The organism is Streptomyces sp. S4.7 (assembly GCF_010384365.1).
Classification (GTDB): domain Bacteria; phylum Actinomycetota; class Actinomycetes; order Streptomycetales; family Streptomycetaceae; genus Streptomyces.
In genome coordinates this window covers 6263260-6280247 of record NZ_CP048397.1, presented here as the reverse complement: position 1 = coordinate 6280247, position 16988 = coordinate 6263260, and the positions used below count along the sequence as shown (strand labels likewise).

Annotated in this window: 12 protein-coding genes; 5 read left to right on the top strand and 7 right to left on the bottom strand. The window is 71.4% G+C overall.

From position 1 onward, the window contains the following. Window positions 1-60: 60 nt before the first annotated feature. The 4 genes from erm to SSPS47_RS27955 all read right to left on the bottom strand — a co-directional run bounded on the left by erm (window position 61) and on the right by SSPS47_RS27955 (window position 4698). On the bottom strand, window positions 61-846 hold the full coding sequence (gene erm / locus SSPS47_RS27970; protein ID WP_164253371.1) for an ErmE/ErmH/ErmO/ErmR family 23S rRNA (adenine(2058)-N(6))-methyltransferase: 786 nt from the start codon (window positions 844-846) through the stop codon (window positions 61-63). Window positions 847-1646: 800 nt separating this feature from the next. Further along, window positions 1647-2993, bottom strand: coding sequence for a sugar ABC transporter substrate-binding protein (locus SSPS47_RS27965; protein ID WP_164253370.1), 1347 nt, complete (start codon window positions 2991-2993; stop codon window positions 1647-1649). After that, window positions 2993-3832, bottom strand: coding sequence for a carbohydrate ABC transporter permease (locus tag SSPS47_RS27960; RefSeq protein ID WP_164253369.1), 840 nt, complete (start codon window positions 3830-3832; stop codon window positions 2993-2995). Before SSPS47_RS27960 ends, SSPS47_RS27965 begins: the two co-directional genes overlap by 1 nt. Next, complete coding sequence (locus SSPS47_RS27955) at window positions 3829-4698, bottom strand: sugar ABC transporter permease (protein ID WP_239065344.1); 870 nt, start codon at window positions 4696-4698, stop codon at window positions 3829-3831. Before SSPS47_RS27955 ends, SSPS47_RS27960 begins: the two co-directional genes overlap by 4 nt. Window positions 4699-5066: 368 nt before the next feature. Between SSPS47_RS27955 and SSPS47_RS27950 the strand changes: the two genes are divergently transcribed. After that, window positions 5067-5942 (top strand): aminoglycoside phosphotransferase family protein, encoded by an 876-nt coding sequence (locus SSPS47_RS27950; RefSeq protein ID WP_164253367.1) that lies wholly within the window; start codon window positions 5067-5069, stop codon window positions 5940-5942. Window positions 5943-5994: 52 nt separating this feature from the next. Here SSPS47_RS27950 and SSPS47_RS27945 read toward each other — a convergent pair whose 3' ends face one another. Together SSPS47_RS27945 and SSPS47_RS27940 are read right to left on the bottom strand one after the other, a co-directional pair. After that, window positions 5995-6717 carry a 3'-5' exonuclease gene (locus tag SSPS47_RS27945; protein ID WP_164253366.1) on the bottom strand — a complete coding sequence of 241 codons (723 nt, stop codon included), beginning with the start codon at window positions 6715-6717 and terminating at the stop codon, window positions 5995-5997. A gap of 112 nt (window positions 6718-6829) precedes the next feature. After that, window positions 6830-8062, bottom strand: a complete 1233-nt coding sequence (locus SSPS47_RS27940) for an SAV2148 family HEPN domain-containing protein (RefSeq protein WP_164253365.1) — start codon at window positions 8060-8062, stop codon at window positions 6830-6832. 399 nt (window positions 8063-8461) lie between these two features. Here SSPS47_RS27940 and glgX point away from each other — a divergent pair, with 399 nt between their 5' ends. Together glgX and treY are read left to right on the top strand one after the other, a co-directional pair. Further along, entirely contained in the window at window positions 8462-10585 is a 2124-nt protein-coding gene (gene glgX, locus SSPS47_RS27935) for a glycogen debranching protein GlgX (RefSeq protein WP_164253364.1), read from the top strand. 198 nt (window positions 10586-10783) lie between these two features. Next, on the top strand, window positions 10784-13126 hold the full coding sequence (treY, locus tag SSPS47_RS27930; protein ID WP_164253363.1) for a malto-oligosyltrehalose synthase: 2343 nt from the start codon (window positions 10784-10786) through the stop codon (window positions 13124-13126). Window positions 13127-13475: 349 nt separating this feature from the next. Here treY and SSPS47_RS27925 read toward each other — a convergent pair whose 3' ends face one another. Continuing rightward, on the bottom strand, window positions 13476-14024 hold the full coding sequence (locus SSPS47_RS27925; protein ID WP_164253362.1) for a DUF1707 and FHA domain-containing protein: 549 nt from the start codon (window positions 14022-14024) through the stop codon (window positions 13476-13478). A gap of 125 nt (window positions 14025-14149) precedes the next feature. Here SSPS47_RS27925 and SSPS47_RS27920 point away from each other — a divergent pair, with 125 nt between their 5' ends. Both SSPS47_RS27920 and treZ read left to right on the top strand, forming a co-directional pair. Further along, window positions 14150-15094, top strand: coding sequence for a GNAT family N-acetyltransferase (locus SSPS47_RS27920; protein ID WP_164253361.1), 945 nt, complete (start codon window positions 14150-14152; stop codon window positions 15092-15094). A gap of 114 nt (window positions 15095-15208) precedes the next feature. Next, window positions 15209-16960: a malto-oligosyltrehalose trehalohydrolase gene (treZ, locus tag SSPS47_RS27915; protein ID WP_164253360.1), complete on the top strand. Its 1752-nt coding sequence runs from the start codon at window positions 15209-15211 to the stop codon at window positions 16958-16960. The last annotated feature ends 28 nt before the right edge of the window (window positions 16961-16988 follow it).

Below are 16988 nucleotides of genomic sequence, written 5' to 3'. Positions count from 1 at the left end.
GACGAGACGTCTCGTTCTACTCGTTCGCTCTCGTTCGACACCAGGGCCGCCGGACGGGGCTCAGCTGCGGCTCAGCACCGCGTGCAGGGTCAGCCATGCCCCCGGCGGCACGAACGCGACGATCTCCGCGCGGTCGACACGCGCCGCGTCGAACGCCGCGTCGAGCCGGCGGCGCGGGTGGCCGGACCGGTGCAGCGACGCGTACAGCGACCCGCCGACCCCTGCGAAGCCCACCGCGACCAGCCGCCGGTAGTCGGCGAGCTGGGCCGCGGGCAGCAGCGGGCGCGGGCGCCGCTCGACGCGCAGGACGCCCGCGTCCACGCGCGGCACCGGGCGGAACTCCCGCCGCCCGATCCGGCCGAGCAGCCGCCACTCGACGCACGGCCAGGTCTCCACCGTCCGCAGCGACCAGCACCCGAAGTCCCCGGTGCGCTTGCGGGCGTATTCGAGCTGGGTGATGAGCGTGGCGTCGGTCAGCGCGGAGGCGCCGAGGCACCAGTCGACGATGCCGGCGGTGCGCGAGAAGGGCACGTTGCCGACGACCGCGAAGGGTTCGCGTGGCGGGCGCACGGTGACGAAGTCCCGCTCGTACACCCGCACATGGGGTGAGGCGGCGAGGGTCGAGCGGAGTTCCGGGACGAGCCCGGAGTCGATCTCGTACGCGCGCAGCTCGCGGCAGTGCGGTGCGAGAGCGGTGGTCAACGCGCCTTTCCCGGGACCGACTTCGAGCAGCAGCCCGGTGGGGTCGGGGCGGGCGGAGCGCACGAATCGGGCCGCGGTGGCGCGGTCGGTGAGGAAGTTCTGCGAGAGCGTGCGGGATCGGCGGTGCCGCGGGCTGCGGGCCATGGCCTGCGTCCTGTCTCCTGAAAGGGCTTCGTGGGCAGACGAAGGCCCTGACCGGAGCAGGGTGAAGCGGCGCACGGATCACGGATCACGGATCACGGATCACGGATCACGAAGGACCGTGCAGGATCGCGGATCGGTGCGCGCGGGGGACGCTGAGAGTCAGCGGTCGAAGATCCCCGGACCGGTCAGGGCGCCGGGGGCGCGCCGCAGCCGGGAAAAGGCGGCGACGGAGCCCCGGACGCAGCGGGTCTCTACGATCGCCATGAAGTTGCTACCCATCCCATGGACGCTAGACGGGCCGGTTCGTCTCGCGCAACCGATTTTCCCCCCGCCGAAACGCCGGGGAGGAAGCCGGGGAGCCGGGGAGCCGGGGAGCCGGGGAGCCGGGGAGCCGGGGAGCCGGAGAGCCGGAGAGCCGGAGAGCCGGAGGAGCGTCCTCCAGGTCCTGTCCTCGAACTGGGGTCGTCCGCCCGCAGGGCGGGGCTCACGGCGTCCGGTGCGTGCGAACGCGAGACGGAGGATCGCATCCGTACCGGGCGTACTCGGGCGAGTCCGACAACGCGGCGGGCGTGCGTGCCGGGCGTCGTGAGCCAGAGGCCAGTGTGAAGACAGGACCCAGGTCCTGTCCGGCGGATCTTCGGGGATTGGCCCGGACCCGCCGCGGTAGCGGCTGATGTCACGTTGGTGCGTGCGATCGCAAGGCGGAGGAGGGAGGCATGGCGGAGCCATACGGACCGACGACAACGCCGGGAGGGCGCGTGCCAGGGACCGCGAGCCCGGCAAGATCCGCCGGACAGGCCCTAGCGCTGGTAGCGGGCCAGCACCAGATTGCCGTCCTTCTCCAGGCGTTTCTTCAGTTCGGCGCGGTCGATCGCGCCGCTGTAGTACTCCTGGAGCGCCGGTGTGGCGACCTTGTCCTTCCACTCCGGGTAGCCGCGCACCGACTGCGCGGGCGCCGGCAGCAGTTCGCGGGCGAGCGCCGCACCGGTCCCCCAGCCGTGCTTCGCGGTGTGCAGGGACGGGTCTGCGAGCGCCGCCGTACCGGTGGGCAGCATCCAGTCGCCCCGGGCGAGGCGGACCATGTTCTCGGGCTGGAGCAGGAAGTCGATGAAAGCCACCGCCTCCTTCTTGTGAGGCGTGTCCTCGGAGACCGACAGGGTCTGCGGGCTGACCCCCTGCGTCGCACCGTCGGCCCCGGCGGGGGCCGGCAGCACCGTCCACTCGAAACCCTTCGGCGCCTGCTGGATGATCTGCTGCCGGTACGAGAAGCCGAGCGGCACCATCGCGTACTTCCCCCCGAAGAACCCCGGCAGCGTGTCGGAACCGCCCATGCCGAGCGTGGCGCCCGACGCGCTGCCGTCGCTGTTGACCTGGTCGTGGATGACGGCGGGGACCTCGGCGTCGGCCTCGGTGTAGTGGATCGTCACCTTGTCGTCCGCGCCCCGGTGGAAAAGCCGCCCGCCGGTGGACCGGCTGAGGTTGAGCGTCGCGGAGACCGGGTCCTTGAGCGGCCAGGCCACCCCGTACTCCGCCTGCCCGGCCCCCGGCTTCCGCCCCTCCCCCGCTGTGAGTTCCTTCGTGGCCGCCCTGAACTCGGCCCAGGTCCACGGCTTCCCGACCGTCGGGATCCGCACGTCGGAGGCTTCCAGGATCTTCTTGTTGGCGATCAGCACGCGCGGCTCCTGGAGGAACGGCACGCCGTACACCCCGTCCCCGAACTCCGTGGTCTCCCAGCTGCGTTCCGGGATGTCCCGCTTCAGCCGGTCGGGCAGCAGCCCGTCCAGGTCGGCGAGATAGCCGCCGTACGCGAAGTCGGCGAGGTCGTCCGAGGCGTCATGGATGATGTCGGGCGCCTCACCGCCTTCGAAGGAGGTGAGCAGTTGGTCGTGGACGCTGTCCCAGCTTCCCTGTACGTACTCCACCCGGACGTCGGGATGGGCGGCGTTCCACTCCTTCACCAGCTCCTTGTTGGCCTGGACCGACTCGTCCTGCCAGGCCAGCGACTGGAAGCGCAGGGTGATCCGCCCGTCCGACGACTCGCCGTCGCCGCCCGAGCAGCCGGTGAGCAGCAGTCCGAGGGCGGCGGCAGCGGCCACCAGCCGGGCACGCGCGCCCGTACCCGTACCCGTCAGGCTTCTCGTACGCATCAGGTCTTCACCGCCCCGGCGAGCATGCCGCCCGTGATCCGTCGTTGGATGATCGCGAAGATGACGAGTGAGGGAATCGTCGCGAGGAACGCCGCCGCCGCGAGCGGCCCCAGGTCGGCGACGCCCTCGGCGCCGAGGAAGTGGGTGAGGATCACCGGCAGCGTCTGCTTCTCCGGGGACTTGAGCAGGACGAGCGCGAAGAAGAACTCGTTCCACGCCGTGATGAAGGCGAACATCGCGGTGGCGACGATGCCCGGCGCCAGCAGCGGGGCAGTGACCGAGACGAGCGTACGGAGCCGGCCCGCGCCGTCGACGGCCGCCGCCTCCTCCAGCTCGGCGGGGACGGCCCGTACGTAACCGACCAGCATCCAGAGCGCGAACGGCAGGGACCACACCACGTACACCATGATCAGCCCGAGCAGGGAGTTGATCAGATGGAGGTTCTTCAGTACCAGGAAGAGCGGGATGATCACCAGGACGAACGGGAACGCCTGGCTGACCACGACCCATCCGGTCGCCGCCGTCGCGAGCCGGCTCCGCTGCCGGGCCATCACATAGGCCATCGGCGTCGCGATGACGACGGCGATCAGGGCGGCGGAGAGCGCGACGGTGAGGCTGTTGCCGGCGGCCCGGAGGAGCGGCTGCTCGTCGAACGCCTGCCGGAAGTTCTCCAGGGTCGGGCTGTCCGGTATCCAGGTGGGGTGCAGACTGCCCAGCTCACGCGCCGGTTTGAAGGCGGTGGAGATCAGCCACAGGAACGGGAAGGCGAGGAAGACCAGATAGCAGAGGAGCGCGAGGTACTGCCCTGCGCGCGCCGGCCTGCTGGTGCGGAGACTCATTTCTCCTCCCCCGACTTGAGACGTCCCACCAGGTAGAAGGCGAGGAGGACCGAGATCACGGCGACCATGACGCAGCCCATGGCGGCGGCGTAACCGAACTGCCCGTAGCGGAACGCCTCTTCGTAGGCGAAGAGCATGGGGAGCCGGGTCCGGCCGCCGGGGCCGCCGCTGGTCAGTACGTAGACCAGGGCGAAGGAGTTGAAGTTCCAGATGAAATTGAGCGCGGTGATGGCGAGCGCGACCGGCTTGAGCGCGGGCCAGATGACGGTGCGGAACCGGCGCCAGGCGCCCGCGCCGTCCAGGGCCGCCGCCTCGTGCAGCTCGTCCGGGGTGTTCTGGAGTCCGGCGAGGAGCGCGACGGTGGTCTGCGGCATGCCCGCCCAGATCCCCACGACGATCACGGCGGGCAGTGCGGTGGCCAGGCCGGTGAGCCAGTCGCGGCCGTCACCGAGGCCGAAGTCGCGGATCGTCTCGTTGAGGATTCCGGCGTCGGCGTTGTAGACGAGGCGCCACATGATGCCGACGACCACCTCGGGCATGGCCCAGGGGACGATCGCCAGGGCCCGCGCGAGCCAGCGCAGACGCAGCCGCTGGTTCAGCAGCAGGGCGAGGCCGAGGGCGAGCACGAACTGCGGGACGGTCACACCGACCGCCCACAGCAGGCCGATCCGGAAGGACTCCCAGAAGAGTGTGTCGTGATACAGGTCCTGGAAGTTCAGCGTGCCGATCCACTCGGTGGGCTCGGTGCGGCCGGACTGCGCGTCGGTGAAGGCGAGGACGACGCCGTAGAGCAGGGGGCCGACGCTGAGCACCAGGATAGGTATCAGGGCCGGCAGCACCAGGAACCAGGCGCCGCGGTCGATCACCCTCTCCCGCCGCGGCCCGCCTCCTGACGCGCCTTCGCCGGACCGCGGCTTCTTGCCGGACCGCGTCTTCGCGGTCGCCAGTGTCACGGATTCGGCTCCTTCGGGCGGCTTGTGGGGATGACCGCCCCGGCGGCCTCCGTCATCGTGCTGACGAGTGCCGGGTTCGTCAAGCCAACCTGCACGGATGCGAGACTTGGGACCGTGACCGGACCGGTCACCATGTCCGCCCGGTGGTCGGTTCGTCCTCAGTCGCCGGACGGACGCGATCCACGGGCAGCCCGATCCGGCGACCGTTCGGGGTGTGGCGGAGCCCGGTTCGCACGACCGGCGATGGCCGGCGGTCCGCGGGAGACTCACGGGAGAGTTCGATGGACGAGACACAGGCGCGCGCCGTACTCGACGCCGCAGGAGTGGCGCACGGGCCTTCGCACGGCGCCGAGCTGCTGGCGCTGGGCGAGAACGCGGTGTTCGCGACGGGCGACCTGGTCGTCAAGGTCGGCCGGAGCCTCGCCGCCTCGCCGGAGCTGCTGGAGCGCGCCGAGCGTGAACTGGCCGTCGCCGACTGGCTCGCGGCGAGCGGTGTCCCGGCGGTCCGGGCGGCCGAGCCCAAGGCCCGTACGGTGGGCGGCCACCCGGTGACGCTCTGGCGGCGGCTGCCCGACGCCGCACGTCCCGCGGGCCCGGCCGACCTGGCCGCCCTGCTGCGGCTCGTCCACGCGCTGCCCGCGCCGCCGTTCGAGCTGCCCCGCAGGCAGCTGCTCGGCGGCGTGGAGCGGTGGCTGCGGATCGCGGGCGACACGATCGACCCGGCCGACGCCGGCTACCTGCGCGAGCGCAGGGACGGCTTCGCCACGGCCGCGGCGGCGCTCACCCCGCACCTGGCGCCCGGCCCGATCCACGGCGACGCGCTGCCCCGTAACGTCCATGTCGGCCCGGACGGACCGGTCCTGGTCGATCTGGAGACCTTCTCCACCGATCTGCGCGAGCACGACCTGGTGGTGATGGCGCTCTCCCGCGACCGGTACGGCATGGCCCCGGAGGCGTACGGCACCTTCACGGACACCTACGGCTGGGACGTACGGGACTGGTCCGGCTGCGCCGTGCTGCGCGGCGCCCGCGAGACGGCGAGCTGCGCGTGGGTGGCGCAGCACGCCCCGACGAACCCGAAGGCGCTCACGGAATTCCGCCGCCGCGTCGCGTCGCTGCGCGACGGTGACCCCGAGGTGCGCTGGTACCCCTTCTGACGGACCGGCCGGCGGTCGGGGTTCGTCCCCTGATCGCCGGGCGGGCTCGGATTCAGCCCGCCGCCGGGACCAGTTCGCGCAGTGGCCACTCCGCGTCGACCACCGCGTCCGTGTTGCCCTTGCGGCGCAGGAAGCTCTGGAAGTCCGCCGCCCACTCCGCGTACCAGGCGATCTGCCGCTCGTGCAGCGCCGCCGCCGTGAGAGCGCCGACCTGGCGGTGGCGGCCCGCTATCGCCGTCGCCACCCGCACGGCGGCCAGCGCGTCCGCGCCCGCGTTGTGCGCGCTGTCCAGCACCACCCCGTACTCGGTGCAGACGGCCTCCAGATTCCGCTTGCCACGCCGGTACTTGTCGACGGCGCGATCGATCGTGTACGGATCGATCACCGGGCCGATCGGCCCGCCGCCCACCCGGTCGTTCAGCGACGGCAGCCGGTGCCGCGCCAACTCCGCCGCGAGCAGCGTCAGATCGAACGACGCGTTGTACGCCACCACCGGCACGCCCCGCGTCCAGTACTCGGCCAGGGCGGTCGCGATCTCGTCGGCCACCTCACGCGCGGGCCGCCCCTCGGCCGACGCCCGCTCGCTGGTGACCCCGTGGATCGCCGACGCCTGCTCCGGGATCCGGATGCCCGGATCGGCCAGCCAGTCCCGCCGCTCCTCCACCGCGCCGTCCCGCACCGCGATCACCGCGGCCGTCACGATGCGCGCCTCCAGCGGCTCCGTACCGGTCGTCTCCAGATCGAATCCGACCAACGGCTCCCCGTGCCAGCCCATCCCGGTCCTCCCTCACGCTTCTCCCCGTTCGACATTCACCTTCGCACGCGGCACTGACAACGCCGGGTGGAGCCTTGACGCGCCTTCAGCACGTCAGCGCGCTCCCACACCGTCAGGAGACGGGGCGCGAGTCGGTCCACACCGACTCGAACTCCTCCCGGTAGGTCTGGAACAGGCCGTGCTCCGTGTCCTGGCCGACCCGCACCACGTCGCGCCCCGCACCCCGCAGCACCAGCACCGGCGCCTCCATACCGCGCGCCCGTCTCAGATAGGACTGCACGACCGCGAGCCCGTCCGCGCCGTCCCCGTCGACCAGGTACGCGGTGAAGCGGGGGGTCTCGTCGAAGACATGGATCTCGAAGGCGCCCGGGTCACGGAGGCGGGAGCGGACCCGGCGCATGTGAAGGATGTTCATCTCCACGGAGCGGCTCAGCTCGCCCTTCTTGAGACCCAGTTCGCGCTCGCGGCGCTTGACCGAGCTGCTGGCCGGATTCAGGAAGAGCAGCCGTATCCGGCAGCCGGACTCGGCGAGCCTCACGAGGCGCCGGCCGGAGAAGTTCTGCACGAGGAGGTTCAGGCCTATCCCGACCGCGTCGAGGCGGCGGGCGCCGCCGAAGAGGTCCTCGGCGGGGATCTGCCGCTGGAGCCGCACCCGGTCGGGGTGGACGGAGACCACGTCCGCGTACCGGTCGCCTACCAGGTCCTCCACGGCGTCCACCCTGAGCCGGTCGGCGGACGGCACCGCCGTCCCGCTGCCCAGGATCTCCAGCAGCCGCGCCGAGGCCCGCTCGGCCTGCGCCAGGACGGCCTCGGACAGGGCCCGGTTGCGGGAGACGACGTTACGGGCCACCTCCAGCTCGTCCAGGGCCAGCTCGACGTCGCGGCGGTCGTCGAAGTACGGCTGGAAGCCCGGCCAGTGCTGGATCATCAGCTCCCGCAGCTGCGGGAGCGTCAGGAAGCTCAGGACGTTGTCGTCCGCCGGGTCGAGCAGATAGCCCTTGCGGCGGGAGACCTCGCGGACGGCGACGGCGCGCTGGACCCACTCCTGCCCCGCCGGTCCGGCGGCGGCCACCACCCATTCGTCGCCGTGCACCGGTTCGTAGATGGGTTTGAGGACCGCCGAGACGACGGCACGGAGCCGTTGTTCGACCAGATTCAGCCAGATATAGGCGCGGCCGGCCCGCTGGGCGCGCGTACGCACCTCGGTCCAGGCCTCCGGACCCCAGTCCAGCTCCGCCCCGATCTCCATCGGCCGTGCGAGGGAGACCGCTCCGGGCGGGATGTCGCCGGAAACCCCCTCGTGACCTGGGTCACCTGGGGGTAGCTCCAGCCCTCCCGAGCTCACCCGCGCACCGCCTTCCCTCCCCTTTCAACGATCAAGGAAGGGTACTGCGCATCGGGGAGGAGGTGCAGCCGGATGCACAGGCTGGTTTCTCAACTCCTTTGACGCGGGCGGGCGTTCTGTGTGCCGATCTCGGCCGGAGTGGGATGATTCATAGGGATTGGGCCTGGTGACGGATGGTCGGCCAAGGGGCGTCGTATGGTCTGAATCCGGCCATATGCGACGTGGGACACGGTCCGGCAACGGGGTGACCCGTCGAGAACCCGAAGTTGACCCGCCCGGCCCGAACGACCGCTTCCGGCCCGGCTTTCGCACGGGCCTCCTAGGAGGTTGCGCCTCTTTCGGGGAGTATCTGATCGAAGAGAGCCCCAGCACCCGGATCAGAAGTGGAAGAGTCAATCTATGCAGGTCTGGCCGGGACAGACGTATCCCCTCGGCGCCACGTACGACGGCGCCGGTACCAACTTCGCGGTCTACTCAGAGGCCGCGCACCGGATCGAGTTGTGCCTACTGCACGACGACGGTTCAGAAACGGCGGTGGAACTCCGCGAGGCGGACGCCTTCGTCCGGCACGCCTACCTGCCGGGCATCATGCCCGGCCAGCGGTACGGCTTCCGCGTCCACGGGCCGTACGAGCCCTCCAGCGGGCAGCGCTGCAACTCGGCGAAGCTGCTCCTGGACCCGTACGCCCGCGCGATCAGCGGCAGCATCGACTGGAACGAGTCGGTGTACGGCTACCACTTCGGCAAGCCGGACTCGCGCAACGACATGGACTCGGCGCCGCACACGATGACGGCCGTCGTGGTCAACCCGTACTTCGACTGGGGCGACGACCGCCGCCCGCGTACCGACTACCACCGCACCGTCATCTACGAGGCCCATGTGAAGGGCCTGACGATGCTGCACCCGGATCTGCCGGAGGAGCTGCGCGGCACGTACGCGGGGCTCGCCCATCCGGCGGTCATCGAGCACCTGACCGAGCTGGGCGTCACCGCGCTGGAAATAATGCCGGTGCACCAGTTCGTCAACGACCACCGGCTGGTGGACGCCGGCCTGAACAACTACTGGGGCTACAACACCATCGGCTTCTTCGCCCCGCACAACACCTACGCCTCCTGGGGAGACCGGGGCGAGCAGGTGCTGGAGTTCAAGCAGGCGGTGAAGGCGCTGCACGAGGCGGGCATCGAGGTGATCCTCGACGTCGTCTACAACCACACGGCCGAGGGCAATCATCTGGGCCCGACGCTCTCCTTCAGGGGTCTCGACAACGCCTCCTACTACCGCCTCGGCGCGGACAACCCGCGCTACTACACGGACACCACCGGCACCGGGAACTCGCTCCTGATGCGCAGTCCGCACGTGCTCCAGCTGATCATGGACTCGCTGCGGTACTGGGTGGAGGAGATGCATGTCGACGGCTTCCGCTTCGACCTCGCCGCGACACTGGCCCGCCAGTTCCACGAGGTGGACCGGCTGTCGTCGTTCTTCGACCTGGTCCAGCAGGACCCGGTGGTCAGTCAGGTGAAACTGATCGCCGAGCCGTGGGACGTGGGCGAGGGCGGCTACCAGGTGGGGAACTTCCCGCCGCTGTGGACCGAGTGGAACGGCAAGTACCGCGACACGGTCCGCGATCTGTGGCGGGGCGAGCCGCGCACCCTGGCGGAGTTCGCCTCCCGGCTCACCGGGTCGTCCGATCTGTACCAGGACGACGGACGGCGCCCGCTGGCGTCCATCAACTTCACCACCTGCCACGACGGCTTCACCCTGCACGACCTCGTCGCCTACAACGACAAGCACAACGAGGCGAACGGGGAGGGCAACAGGGACGGCGAGAGCCACAACCGTTCGTGGAACTGCGGAGTGGAGGGTGAGACCGACGATCCGCAGGTGCTGGAGCTGCGCGACCGTCAGGTGCGCAACTTCATCGCGACGCTCATGCTGTCCCAGGGCGTGCCGATGCTCAGTCACGGCGACGAGTTCGGCCGTACGCAGGGCGGCAACAACAACGCCTACTGCCAGGACAACGAGATCGCCTGGGTGCACTGGCCCGAGAAGGGCGACGAGAAGAACAAGGGCCTGCTGGCCTTCACCCAGACCATGGTCTGGCTGCGGCGCGACCATCCGGTGTTCCGGCGGCGCCGGTTCTTCCACGGCCGTCCGGTGGAGGGGACGCACGACGAGCTGTCGGACATCTCCTGGTTCACCCCTGAGGGTGAAGAGATGATCCAGGGCGACTGGCAGGCGACCGACGCGAAGGCCATGACGGTCTTCCTGAACGGGCAGGCCATCTCGGAGCCGGGACCGCGTGGCGAGCGGATCTCCGACGACTCGTTCCTGCTGATGTTCAACGCGAGCGCGGAGGAGCTGGAATTCGCCGTGCCCGTGGATCACGGCAGCCAGTGGCGGATCGTCGTGGACACGGCCCGCCCGGAGGGCGTGCCACCGGGCGACGGTCCGAAGGTGGACGCGGGCGAGCGGATCACGATGATCGGCCGCAGCCTGACCGTACTGATGCGGTCGGTGTAGGCCGGGATCGGTGCGAGAGCGACCGGGGCGGGGGACGGAGCGCGTACCCCCGCCCCGGTCGGCCCCGCCGTCGCCTGTCACGGCGTGTCGTGGTGTGTGGTGGCATGTCGTGGTGTCTGTTCGCGCTTGATCGCGTACGGGGTGCCGAATGCATGAGCGGATGACACACATGCCGCTCAGCGGGGTACGTACGTTCGCATGACCCCCTCTGCCACCTACCGACTCCAGCTCCAGCCGGACTTCCCGTTCGCCGCCGCCGCCAAGGCCGTGCCGTACGTGGCCGCGCTCGGGGTATCGCATCTGCACCTGTCACCGGTGCTGGAGGCCGTGCCGGGCTCGACCCACGGCTACGACGTCGTCGACCATTCGCGCGTACGCGCCGAACTGGGCGGCGAGGAGGGGCTGCGGCAGCTCGCCCACCGGGCGCACGAGTACGGGCTCGGGATCGTCCTCGACATCGTCCCCAACCACATGGCGACCGCGCCCCGGCACAACGGGGCCCTGTGGGAGGTGCTGCGGGAGGGCCCGGCGTCCCCGTACGCGCGGTGGTTCGACATCGACTGGGAGGCGGGCGGCGGGAAGCTGCTGCTGCCCGTGCTGCCGGGGCCGGTGGGCGGTGAACTGGCCGCGCTCCGGGTCGAGGACGGCATGCTGCACCACGGCGAACAGCGATTCCCGCTCGCCGCCGGCACGGAGGCGCTGCCGCTGCCCGCGCTCCTGGACGCCCAGCACTACCGGCCCGCCTGGTGGCGGCTGGGCCGTACCGAGCTCAACTACCGCCGCTTCTTCACCATTTCGGAGCTGATCGGGGTACGGGTGGAGGATCCCGAGGTCTTCATGGCGACCCATGCCAAGATCCTCGAACTCGTGCGGGACGGCGTCGTCGACGGTCTGCGCGTCGACCACCCGGACGGTCTGGCCGACCCCGAGGAGTATCTGCGGCGGCTCAACGAGGCGACGGGCGGCACCTGCTGGACGGTCGTGGAGAAGATCCTCACCGGTGACGAACCGCTGCCCGCGAGCTGGCCGGTGGCCGGGACGACGGGCTACGACGCGCTGCACCACATCGACGGGCTGTTCACCGACCCGGCCGGCGCCGTCGAACTGGCCCACCGGTTCCGGGACTTCGCCGGACCGGCGGGCGACCGGGGCGGCTACTGGGAAGCGACCGTGCGGCGCGCGATGTACAAGGTCGTCATCGACGAACTGGCCGCCGAGACCAACGCGCTGGCCCGCGTCGCGGAACGGATCTGCGCGGCAGACGTCGCGCTGCGCGACCACGCGCCGTGGGCCCTGCGGACGGCGATCCGGGAGCTGCTCGTCCGGGTGCCCGTCTACCGGCCGTACACGGTCGCGGGCGGGCCGTGCCGGAAGTCCGACGAGGTCGCGGTGTCGCAGGAGGCAGCGCGGCAGGCGAAGGCGGCGTTCGCCGTGCCTGAGGAGGCGGCGGCCGTCGACGTCGTACGGGAGCTGGCGCTCGGCAGGCTCGGCGGCGGCCCCGACCGGACGGCGTTCTGCGCGCGCTTCGCCCAGACGTCGTCCGCGCTGCGCGCCAAGGCCGTGGAGGACACGGCGTTCTACCGCCACGTTCCGCTGCTGTCGGCGAACGAGGTCGGCGGCGATCCGGGGCGGCCCGCGGTGAGCCCCGAGCGCTTCCACGACTACTGCGCGCGGCTGGCCCGCGACTGGCCGGCCACCGGCACCGTACTGACCACCCACGACACCAAGCGCAGCGCGGACGTACGGGCCAGGATCGCGGTCCTGTCCCAGTGCCCCGACCGGTGGGACGCGCTCCTGCGCCAGTTGGCGGGGGTCGCCGCGCCGGACGCCCAACTGGCCTGGCAGGCCTGGCAGACGGCCGTCGGCTTCACCCCGGCGGAGGCGCCGCCGGACGGCGCCCGGATGGAGCCGACGCTGCTCAAGTCGGTACGGGAGGCGGGGCTGCACACCAGCTGGACGGAGCAGGACCCGGTGTACGAGCAGGCGGTACGGGACTTCGCCGCGGCGGGTCCGGCGGGCCGACCGCGCGAGGCGGTGGTCCGCCTGGTCCGCGAACTCGCCCCGCACGTACGGGCGAACGCGCTCGGCGCGGCGCTGCTGCATCTGACGATGCCGGGTGTGCCGGACATCTACCAGCGGACCGAGCGGGAGTATCTGGCCCTGGTCGACCCGGACAACCGTGAACGTTTCCGTACCGGCCCGCCGGACGAGAAGACGGTGCTCACGGTCGCGGCGCTGGGCCTGCGCCGCGAACGCCCGCACGCCTTCGCGGAGTCGGCGACGTACACCCCGCTGACGGCGACGGGGCCGGCGGCGGACCACTGCACGGCGTTCTCCCGCTCGGGCGAGGTCATCTCGGCGGTCACGCGCCTGTCGCTGCGCCTGACGGCGTCGGGCGGCTGGTCGGGGACGGTGCTGGAGCTGCCGGCGGGCCGCTGGACGGACGCGCTGTCCCCGGACCGCGAGTTCCCCGGCGGCCCGGTCTCCCTGACGGAACTCTTCTCAACGAGCCCGGTGGCCCTCCTGTCGCGCCGCGAGTAGCCGTGCCGCCCGGAGGTTGCCCTCATCGCCGGACGGGCCGCATGCCCTGTCCTCAATCGCCGGACGGGCTTGGGGTGTGCGCGGCTCGGTTTGCGCCCGCGGGCAGTGATGTCCTCAATCGCCGGACGGCTTGGTTGTCGGGTCCCGAGCTTCACGGCCCAAGCCGCCCGCACGCACCTCAAGCCCGTCCGGCGATCGAGGACACCCGACCACCGGCCCGCGGGCACGAGCCGACCCGCAGTCAATTCCAGCCCGTCCGGCGTTTGAGGACACCTTCCACCCGGCCGCACGCCCGCGCACAAGTCGAGCCCGTCCGGCGTTTGAGGACACCGCCCGCCCCGCCGCACACTCAGTGCGCCGCCAGGCGGAAGCTCAGCCGGCCGAAGCTCACCATGTCCCCGTCCCGCACCACCACGGTCCCCGTCACCCGACGGCCGTTGACCGCCGTCCCGTTCGTCGATCCGAGATCCCGCAGGATCCACCGCCCGCCCCGCATCATCAGCTCGGCGTGCAGCCGGGAGACGGTGTCGTCGCTCAGGCGCAGCCCGTTCATCGGATCCCGGCCTATCCGCAGCGGAGCGGGCCCCGGATCCGGCAGCAGGAGTTTCGGCAGCCGCTCGATCTGCCAGGCCCTGCGCAGCCGTGCGGAGAACGCCGACGCCCGGCCCACAGCGCCGAACAGCCGGCGCGCCCAGCGGCCGTCGGTGTCCAGGTCGGCCGTGAGCACCGCCAGCTCTTCGGACCTGCGCGCGGCCAGCGCCAGATCCATCCGGCGGATGAAGGTGTCGTGCGACAGTTTGCCCTGTGCCGCCCCTTCTCTGAGCACCGCGAGCACACGGTCGCGCTCGGCGTCGGACAGCCGCGCGGGATACGTGTGGAACTCGAACGAGGACGTCACATGACTGATTGTCGGGCCGAGTCCGTGACGTGTCCAGAAGGGCCCGATCCGTCGGCGAAAAAACGTTCGCCCGGCCACGGACCGGTCGTTTACGGTGAGCGCCCCTTTCTGGAGGCTCTTCTTTCATGACCGTACCGCCCGTCGCGTCCACCCCGGCAGACCCCACCGCACCGGTCTTCCGTCAGCTCACCGACTCCGAGGCCCCCTTCTTCCGTTCGTTGCCCGACGCGGGCCTCGTCGGCCGCGCGATCACCGGGGTCGAGTACCGCACGGTCGCCGAGGGCGGCGACTACCGCCCCGCGTGGAGCTGGGTGGCGCTGCGCGACGGCGTCGTCGTGGCGCGCGCCGCCTGGTGGGGCGGGCCCGACGACCGGGAGCCGCTGCTCCTGAACTGGTTCGACGTCGCGGACGGCGAGGACGAGGCGGGCGCCGAACTGCTGCGCCGCGCACCGTGGAACGTCGAGTACGAACTGATCGCGCCCGCCGGCTGGCGCGACGACCCCGCGCTGCGTGCGGCCGTCGGGTCCCGGACGGATGCCGCGCGGGCGGCGGGGATGAAACCGCTGGTGGAGCGCTTCCAGTACCGGTGGACGCCCGATCTGGGCCTGCCGGAGCGGCCGGGCAGGCTGGAGTTCCGCCCCGAGCCCGACGACGACGTGATCTTCGACGTGCTGCGCCGCGTCCACTCGGCGACGCTCGACGCGCACGCGTCGCGCGCGACCGACGAGGAGGGTCTGGACCGGGCCGCCCAGGAGGAGCTGGACTTCTTCCGCTGGTGCCCGTCCCCGCGCGGGTGGTGGCAGTTGGCGTACGACCCGGCCGGCGAGCTGGTCGGCATCCACGTGCCCGCGCACAATCCGTCGGGGCCGTGCGTCGGCTTCATCGGGGTCGTACCGGAGCAGCGTGGCCACGGGTACGCGTACGACCTGCTCGTCGAGTGCACGAACGTGCTGGCGGAGAACGGGGCGGAGTTCATCGCGGGCGGGACGGACCAGGGGAACTTCCCGATGGCCGCGCATTTCACGCGCGCGGGCTACCCCGTGGTCCAGGAACGGATCAATCTGGTCTGACCGGTTCCGGTCGTGTCCGGCGAATCGACGCGATCATCGAGCCTCCGGCCTGCACTCTTGTCACCATATGGCGACAAGAGTGCCGACGGCAGAGGCGACCGAGGGGGATCATTCGTGCTGTTCGAGGTCTGGGCACCGAAAGCGCAGGACCGGGTGACGCTCCGTCTGGGCGACGCCACCGACCACCCCATGATCCGCGATCCGCTCCGCGAGGGCTGGTGGACCGCCGACGTACCCGCGTCCGACGGCGCCCGTTACGGCTTCGCGCTGGACGACGGTGCCGTGCTGCCCGATCCCCGGTCGCGCCGCCAGCCGGACGGACCGGACGGGCTCAGCGCGGTCGTCGACCAGAGGGCGTACGAGTGGGCCGATCCCTGGCGCGGACGTCCGCTGCCGGGCGCGGTCCTGTACGAGCTGCACATCGGCACGTTCACCGACGAGGGCACCCTGGACGCCGCCGCGGCCAACCTCGCCCCGCTGGCCGCGCTGGGCATCACGCACGTCGAGCTGATGCCGGTGTGTCCCTTCCCGGGAACGCACGGCTGGGGGTACGAGGGAGTGTCGCTGTGGGCGGTCCACGAGCCCTACGGCGGACCGGAGGCGCTGAAGCGCTTTGTCGACACGGCACACGGGCTGGGTCTGGGCGTCGTACTCGACGTCGTGCACAACCACCTGGGCCCGTCCGGCAACTACCTGCCCCTGTTCGGCCCGTACTTCACCGACACGCACCACACGCCCTGGGGCTCCGCCGTCAACCTCGACGCCCCCGGCTCGGACGAGGTCCGCGCGTATCTGCTGGAGAGCGCGCTCGCCTGGCTGCGTGACTACCGGTTCGACGGGCTCCGCCTCGACGCGGTGCACGCCCTCGCCGACACGCGCGCGCTGACCTTCCTGGAAGAGCTGTCCACGGCCGTCGACGCGCTCTCGGCGGAGCTGGGACGCCCGCTGTTCCTGATCGCCGAGTCCGATCTGGGCGATCCCCGGACGACCACGCCGCGTCAGCAGGGCGGGCTCGGTCTGCACGCCCAGTGGAACGACGACTTCCACCACGCCGTGCACGCCGCGCTCACCGGCGAATCCCAGGGCTACTACGCCGACTTCGCGGCCGAGCCGATCGCCGCGGTGGCCAAGACCCTGACCCGCGCCTTCTTCCACGACGGTACGTATTCGAGTTTCCGCGGCCGGACGCACGGTCGCCCCGTCGACCCCGCCAGGACCTCCTCCCACCGCTTCCTCGGCTACGCGCAGACGCACGACCAGATCGGCAACCGCGCGCTCGGCGACCGGCTGTCGGCGACGCTCCCGCCCGGTCTGCTGGCGTGCGCGGCCGCGCTGGTGCTGACCGGCCCGTTCACACCGATGCTCTTCATGGGCGAGGAGTGGGGCGCCCGTACGCCGTGGCAGTTCTTCACCGACCACCAGGACGCGGACCTGGCGGAGGCCGTACGCAACGGCAGACGGCGGGAGTTCGCGGCGCACGGCTGGGCGGCCGAGTCCATCCCCGACCCGCAGGACCCGGCGACGCGCGACCGCTCGTGCCTGGACCGGACGGAGCCGACACGCGAGCCGCACACGCGGCTGCTGACCTGGCACCGCGATCTGATCGCCCTGCGCCACAGCCACCCCGATCTGTCGGACCCGGACCTGGCGACGGTGAAGGTGGCGTACGACGAGGGCGCGCGCTGGCTCGCGTACCGGCGCGGCGATCTGCGCGTCGCCCTGAACCTGTCCGCGCAGCCGGCCGAGATCCCCCTGGGCGGCCGGAGCGGCCAGGTGCTGGTGACCTGGGAGCCCGTTGAGCCGCCCGGTCCCGACGGCGTGCTGCGGCTGCCGCCCGAGTCCTGCGCGGTGCTGTCGGGCCACTGAACCGGCGAAGGGCGAACCGGTGGAGGAT